At 38.6% G+C, this 6,292-nt stretch carries 9 protein-coding genes; 7 read left to right on the plus strand and 2 right to left on the minus strand.

Annotated features, from left to right (window positions below; genetic code table 11):
- Positions 1-5 precede the first annotated feature (5 nt).
- Positions 6-305 carry a DsrH/TusB family sulfur metabolism protein gene (locus CL42_RS10045; protein ID WP_035267811.1) on the plus strand — a complete coding sequence of 100 codons (300 nt, stop codon included), beginning with the start codon at positions 6-8 and terminating at the stop codon, positions 303-305.
- A 27-nt stretch (positions 306-332) separates the two neighbouring features.
- Positions 333-656, plus strand: a complete 324-nt coding sequence (locus CL42_RS10050) for a TusE/DsrC/DsvC family sulfur relay protein (protein ID WP_035267814.1) — start codon at positions 333-335, stop codon at positions 654-656.
- A 247-nt stretch (positions 657-903) separates the two neighbouring features.
- Here the strand turns inward: CL42_RS10050 and CL42_RS16530 are convergent, their stop codons facing one another.
- Positions 904-1,275, minus strand: a complete 372-nt coding sequence (locus CL42_RS16530; RefSeq protein WP_051586583.1) for a hypothetical protein — start codon at positions 1,273-1,275, stop codon at positions 904-906.
- Entirely contained in the window at positions 1,275-1,625 is a 351-nt protein-coding gene (locus tag CL42_RS10060) for a hypothetical protein (RefSeq protein WP_035267817.1), read from the minus strand. The genes CL42_RS16530 and CL42_RS10060 overlap by 1 nt, the downstream gene beginning before the upstream one ends.
- A gap of 152 nt (positions 1,626-1,777) precedes the next feature.
- Here CL42_RS10060 and CL42_RS10065 point away from each other — a divergent pair, with 152 nt between their 5' ends.
- The 5 genes from CL42_RS10065 to accC all read left to right on the plus strand — a co-directional run bounded on the left by CL42_RS10065 (position 1,778) and on the right by accC (position 6,265).
- Positions 1,778-2,395 (plus strand): LexA family protein, encoded by a 618-nt coding sequence (locus tag CL42_RS10065; RefSeq protein WP_035267820.1) that lies wholly within the window; start codon positions 1,778-1,780, stop codon positions 2,393-2,395.
- Positions 2,396-2,423: 28 nt separating this feature from the next.
- The gene (locus tag CL42_RS10070) at positions 2,424-3,755 is read left to right on the plus strand and encodes a Y-family DNA polymerase (RefSeq protein ID WP_035267823.1); all 1,332 of its coding nucleotides are present in this window, start codon (positions 2,424-2,426) and stop codon (positions 3,753-3,755) included.
- 236 nt (positions 3,756-3,991) lie between these two features.
- Positions 3,992-4,447: a type II 3-dehydroquinate dehydratase gene (gene aroQ / locus CL42_RS10075; protein ID WP_035267826.1), complete on the plus strand. Its 456-nt coding sequence runs from the start codon at positions 3,992-3,994 to the stop codon at positions 4,445-4,447.
- Between the two features lie 18 nt (positions 4,448-4,465).
- Positions 4,466-4,885 (plus strand): acetyl-CoA carboxylase biotin carboxyl carrier protein, encoded by a 420-nt coding sequence (gene accB / locus CL42_RS10080; protein WP_035267829.1) that lies wholly within the window; start codon positions 4,466-4,468, stop codon positions 4,883-4,885.
- Between the two features lie 15 nt (positions 4,886-4,900).
- Positions 4,901-6,265 carry an acetyl-CoA carboxylase biotin carboxylase subunit gene (gene accC / locus CL42_RS10085; RefSeq protein ID WP_035267832.1) on the plus strand — a complete coding sequence of 455 codons (1,365 nt, stop codon included), beginning with the start codon at positions 4,901-4,903 and terminating at the stop codon, positions 6,263-6,265.
- Positions 6,266-6,292 lie beyond the last annotated feature (27 nt).

The raw sequence follows: 6,292 nt of genomic DNA on the forward strand, positions 1-6,292 counted from the left end.
CTCATATGACCGATAAAACGCTTTATTTAATACAATCTCAATTTGCAAATACTGAACATTGTATTCAACAGGTTCAAAAAACACTGGATACCAATGATGCTTTAGTGCTTATGGGGGATGCGGTGTTGGCATTGTTTACACCATCTGTACTTACGATTCAAAACAAGGTCTACGTTTTAGATCGAGATGCTGAGTTATTACCTTCGCATCTATTGAACGGCGAGTATTTTCAAATTGAAGTGATTGATTACACCACTTTTGCAGATATCATTCTGGGCTTTACACGCTGTATTAGCCTTAAATAAAACAAATTTATTGACTTAGGTTTTACCATGACCACTGAATTATCCCTTGAACTCGATCAAGATGGTCATTTAGTTGACTATACCATTTGGAATGAAAATGTAGCGCAAGTACTCGCGAATACGCTCGAGCTTGAGCTAACAGCTTGGCATTTCGAAGTATTGCATGCGGTGCGTCAGTTCTACGCTCAATTTGGTCATTCTCCTGCAACTCGTCCCTTAATCAAATTTTTAATGAAACACGTCAGCGCTGACATTGATAATGCAGTATTGCAAGAAAAGTTTAAAACAGGCCTAGTTGCTCGCCATCTAAGTCGATTAGCCGGAATACCAAAGCCTGCCAATTGTCTGTAAACCAAAACTACTTTTTGATTTACATAGCATATCGAGTCAGTTCGTAGCTTTAAAAAATGAATTAATCAGTGAAATAGACATTAAAAAACCCGCTATGCAGCGGGTTTAGACATCACCTAGACTAATGATGGTTAAGATGTCGCGTGTCAATCAGGGAAATTGGAATACGTCAACTCAACGCAAAAAATTATAATAAAGTTCGAGTTATCAATTCAGTCCAAATTCATATCAATATCTGACACATTTGCTAGTTTGCGCTACACCAATCATCAATTGTCATGCCCGATTGTTGAAAACTCGTAGATTGCTGATTTAAATAAAATTGCGCAATACGTTTCATTACATGTGCTTGTTCAACTTGAATGAACTGGTCTGCTAAACCAACAATGTTTTGATAGGCCTTTAACCTTCCGCATAAAGCAAGTTGTTGCTCCATCGCTGTGGCTGTACTGTGTTCATCATCTAAAATCTGCTTGGTTTGTTCGATCAGCTGCATTTCATGATCTAGTTTTTGCTGATACACCATCTGTTGTGCATCAATCAAATCATTCGCTACAACCTGTTGTGATACAAAAAAACTTAAACCTACAAAAATCAACCTCACCCATAACATGCGCATTAGATTCCTAAATCAGGCTCAGCTTTCCAAACATCCTCATAATCATCTCGATCAATCATAAAACGGAAACCTGTTTCCAATGCAAGAAATGGAATGGCATCGGGTAAAATTTCTTCAAGCTCTTTCACCGTCATCGTCTCAAAAAAATCTTCGCCCTCGCCTAATTCACCGCCATAAATAAACCATGCCACTTTCTCACCAGGTTCAGGCTTATTACGCAAACCGACGATTGGCTCTTGATCTAAAGTATGCTTAGCCACAGCAACAACATCATCTTCATTCACTTTGATGTAAGCAGAATCAAACTCCTCACAGACTAATTTTTGCTCTTCAATAAAATCTTGCAACATGGATGATTCCATTTTCATCATAAATTCAGACCTAATTTTAAGCATAGTGTCGTATAAGCACAATCAATCCGACGAAACAATCTGTTTTTACAATGTTTTTTTTGCCATCTTGATTTTGTTACATATTCAAGATTAAATGGGGGGAATTTCATATGAGCAGCAATTCAAATATTTCAGCAACAAATACCGCTTCTCTACATGGTGGTAAACGTGCCAATGCAGGTCGAAAATCACAGTTTTCAGAAAAAACAGTAGTAATGCGTGTTCCTGAATCAAAAGTGATTCAAATTAAAGAATGGTTAAAAATACGACCTGAAGATGATTTCAATCAACAAATTGAAATTTCACCAATCCAATTTAGAACACGTTTAAAAATCGCCTATCCTATTGAATCTGTGGCAGCAGGCTTCCCTTCCCCAGCACAAGATTATGTAGAAGGACATATTGATCTAAATGAATTCTTGGTTCACAACGTAGCATCTACTTTTATACTACGCGTAAATTCGTTATCAATGAAAAATGCAGTGATTGAAGTTGGTGATCAAATCTTGATTGACCGGAGTTTGAATGCAGAACATGGTGATATCGTCTTGGCGCTGATTAATAATGAATTCACAGTAAAAAGATTAATGTTAGAAAAACAAAATGATGGAACGATCCTTTTATGGTTAAAAGCAGAGAATCCAGACTACCCTGACATCTATCCTCGTAGCGAAGAACAAATCATGGTCTGGGGTGTAGTGACTTGTATTTTAAAAAAACTGAAATAAATTGATCTAAGCAGTTCACCCTACTCCTATGCAAAATATTTATCATCAAGAGATTTTTGCGCTCATTGATATTAATAACTGCTATGTCAGTTGTGAGCGTGTATTTAATCCAAGTTTAAATGGTCAACCGGTCGTTGTTTTAAGTAATAACGATGGTTGTGTCGTATCTCGTAGTGAGGAAGCGAAAGCTCTCAATATTGGCATGGCCGTGCCATGGTATGAAATTGAAAAAGATATGCTTAAGGCTGGTGTTAAAGTATTTTCAAGCAACTATGCCCTCTACGGCGATATGTCTAGTCGCTTTTTCACTATTTTAGAGCAACACTTTCATGCAGATTCAGATCTAGAGCCCTATTCAATTGATGAATGTTTTATTCGCCTAACACATTATCAAAGTCTTTTTGATTTAGAAAAATTTTGTCGAGAATTAGTCGACCGTATTCAACAATGGATCGGTTTACCTTGTTGTATCGGGATTGGTTACAGTAAAACACAAGCTAAACTCGCCAATCACTTTGCCAAAAAACGTTCTGGTTTTAACCGAGTGTGTTCTTTATTGGATTTGGATCCATGCAGTTTTGATCAATTACTTATAGAAACCTCAGTATCGGAAATTTGGGGCGTAGGTCGAAAAATTAGTAAACAACTTGAAAGTTACGGTATTTATAATTGCTATGACTTAACTTTTGCCAATGAACACTATTTGATGAAGCAGTTTTCAGTGCTCATGGGGCGTACCATTCGTGAGCTAAAAGGTCAGTCCTGTATTTCACTAGAAGATCCTGATTTACCGTCTAAACGAATCTTAGCATCACGAAGTTTTGCATCAGCATTAAAGGATAAAGCATTAATCAAGCAAGCCATGATTTTTCATTTAAGTCGGGCTCATGAGCGTTTAACCAAGCAAGAACAATTATGCGCCTGTGTCCATGTGTCTCTTTATGAAAAAATTCCAGTAAAACCATTCAAGAAATCACATTCTCATGTAATTGGTTTGGAATATCCGACGGATGATTTATTAATCCTGACCCATGCAGCACAACAGCAAATTGATGTTTTATTTAAAGAAAATATACGTTATGTAAAAGTTTCCGTCATGTTTTCTGCTTTGAGTGCTAAAAAAACACATACACATGACCTTTGGCAGCCTCATGATTTAATCCAGCAGCGAGATTCACTCATGACAACAATTGGCGCTATGAAAAACCGCTTTGGAAAGCATTGTATTCAAGTGGGCTATCATACCAATCAACAACAATGGAAAATGAAGCAATTGCACCACTCTCCACGCTATACCACCTCATGGTCAGAAATGCTGACTATTGATGACTCACATATGGCGGTTACACAAAACAAATGAATACTTTTGGTCAATTCGGTTTAAAATAGCAGACTCGAAGAATTAAAAGAAAAATGTAATTTTTTAACATTGCCAATTGACTGCAAAGTTCTCAAAATACAGCTCATTGACGACATTGTTTTTTTGCTATTTTTGAAACAAAATATAAATGAAAAGCTTAAAAACATGCCATAATATGCAAACTTTGCAGACATCTTGCAAGGTTATATTGCAACTTTCATATTGGAGCTGTCTTCATGAGTTCGACCATTTTGGTCATACATGGACCAAATTTAAATTTGCTAGGAAAGCGAGAACCTGAAGTTTACGGACATTTAACTTTAGACGATATCAATCATCAACTCATACAGCAAGCTCAAGAAAGTTCAATTCAACTTGAAACCTTCCAAAGCAATTGGGAAGGTGCCATTGTCGACCGAATTCATCAAGCCCAAATTGATGGTATAAAATTTATCATCATCAATCCTGCTGCACTGACCCACACCTCAGTAGCAGTACGTGATGCCCTATTAGGTGTTGCGATCCCATTTATTGAAGTTCACCTTTCAAATGTTCACGCACGTGAAGCATTTAGACACCACTCTTATCTCTCCGATAAAGCTGTCGGTGTCATTTGTGGACTAGGCGCACAGGGTTATTCATTTGCATTAACTCATGCCGTGCAAAAAATTCAAACTTCTACACATCTTTAACCTTAGGAATACGAATTCATGGATATTCGCAAAATTAAAAAGCTCATCGACTTAATGATTGAATCGGATCTTCAATCTATTGAAGTAAAAGAAGGTGATCAATCCATTGCTTTAGCGCGTCGTAATCCTATCGTAGCCGCTGGTGTTGCACCAATACAATCTGCTGCGCCAGAAGCTCCAGTTGTGAAACCAGCTTCTCGTGGTGCTGTTGAAACCTCACCAATGGTTGGCGTGTTCTATGCTGCACCAAGTCCAGGCGAAGCACCATTTGTAAATGTAGGACAAACTGTTTCAGCAGGCGAAACGCTTGGAATTATTGAAGCAATGAAAATCATGAACCCAATTGAGGCAACTCAAAGTGGTGTGATTGAAGAAATTTTAGTTAAAAATGGTGATGTAATCCAATTCGGTCAACCTTTATTCCGCTACCGCGCGTAATCGTTGGGGGTTGGTATGTTGCAAAAAGTTCTCATTGCCAACCGAGGTGAAATTGCACTGCGTATTACACGTGCTTGCAAAACACTCGGTATTAAAACAGTCGGTATCTACTCGGATGCCGATAAAGACCTCATGCATTTACGCTTTGTTGATGAAGCCGTTTGTATTGGTCCTGGTGCAAGTAGCGAAAGTTATCTAAATATTCCTGCAATTATTACAGCAGCGGAAGTGACTGGTGCAGATGCAATTCATCCAGGTTATGGCTTTTTATCAGAAAATGCTGAATTTGCTGAGATTGTAGAAAGTTCTGGTTTTATCTTTATTGGTCCACGTCCTGAACATATTCGCCTTATGGGGAATAAAGTGTCAGCGATTATGGCGATGCGTAAAGCTGGTGTACCAACCGTTCCAGGTTCAGCTCATGCTGTAACACCAAACAATGCCTTGGCCGAAGCAAAAGAGATTGGCTTCCCACTTATCGTTAAAGCTGCTGCTGGTGGTGGCGGTCGCGGTATGCGAATTGTTGAACGTGTTGATACACTGTTGGAGTCTGTACAAGCAGCTCAACGTGATGCTGAAATGTGGTTCGGTGATGATACGGTTTACATGGAACGTTTCCTTCAAAAGCCACGCCATGTTGAAGTACAGGTGATTGGCGATGGTAATGGTCACGCCGTACATTTATATGATCGTGACTGTTCATTACAACGTCGTCATCAAAAAGTTCTTGAGGAAGCTCCTGCTCCGAACCTTCCAGAAGAAGCTCGTGCTGAAATTTTAGCAGCTTGCGTAAAAGCATGCGAATTAATGCAGTATCGTGGCGCAGGCACGTTCGAATTCTTATTTGAAGATGGTGAGTTCTTCTTTATTGAGATGAATACACGTGTTCAAGTAGAACATCCTGTGACTGAAATGGTAACGGGTGTCGATATTATTGAACAACAGCTTCGTGTAGCCGCTGGTCTTGGTTTAAATCTAGAACAAGATCAAATCAAAGTACACGGTCATGCAATTGAATGCCGTATTAATGCAGAAGATCCAACCACCTTCCTTCCATCACCAGGTAAAATCGAGCAATTCTACACACCAGGTGGTGCAGGCATCCGTTTAGATTCTCATATCTATCCAGGTTATAGCATTCCACCTTACTATGATTCGATGATTGCTAAATTAATCGCACATGGTAAAGATCGCGAAACCGCTTTGGCTCGTATGAAACAAGCCTTAGATGAAATGATCTTAACTGGAATCAAAACCAATATTCCGCTACACAAAGATCTCATCCTTGAAGATAAGAACTTTGCAGAACAGGCTATGGATATTCACTACTTAGAGAAACATTTGTTGAAACAGGTACAAGGACATAGCGAAGCTGAGTAATTACAGCTTTACAAGATGAATAAAAAA

The sequence above is a fragment of the Acinetobacter sp. Ver3 genome, assembly GCF_000632455.1.
GTDB lineage: Bacteria > Pseudomonadota > Gammaproteobacteria > Pseudomonadales > Moraxellaceae > Acinetobacter.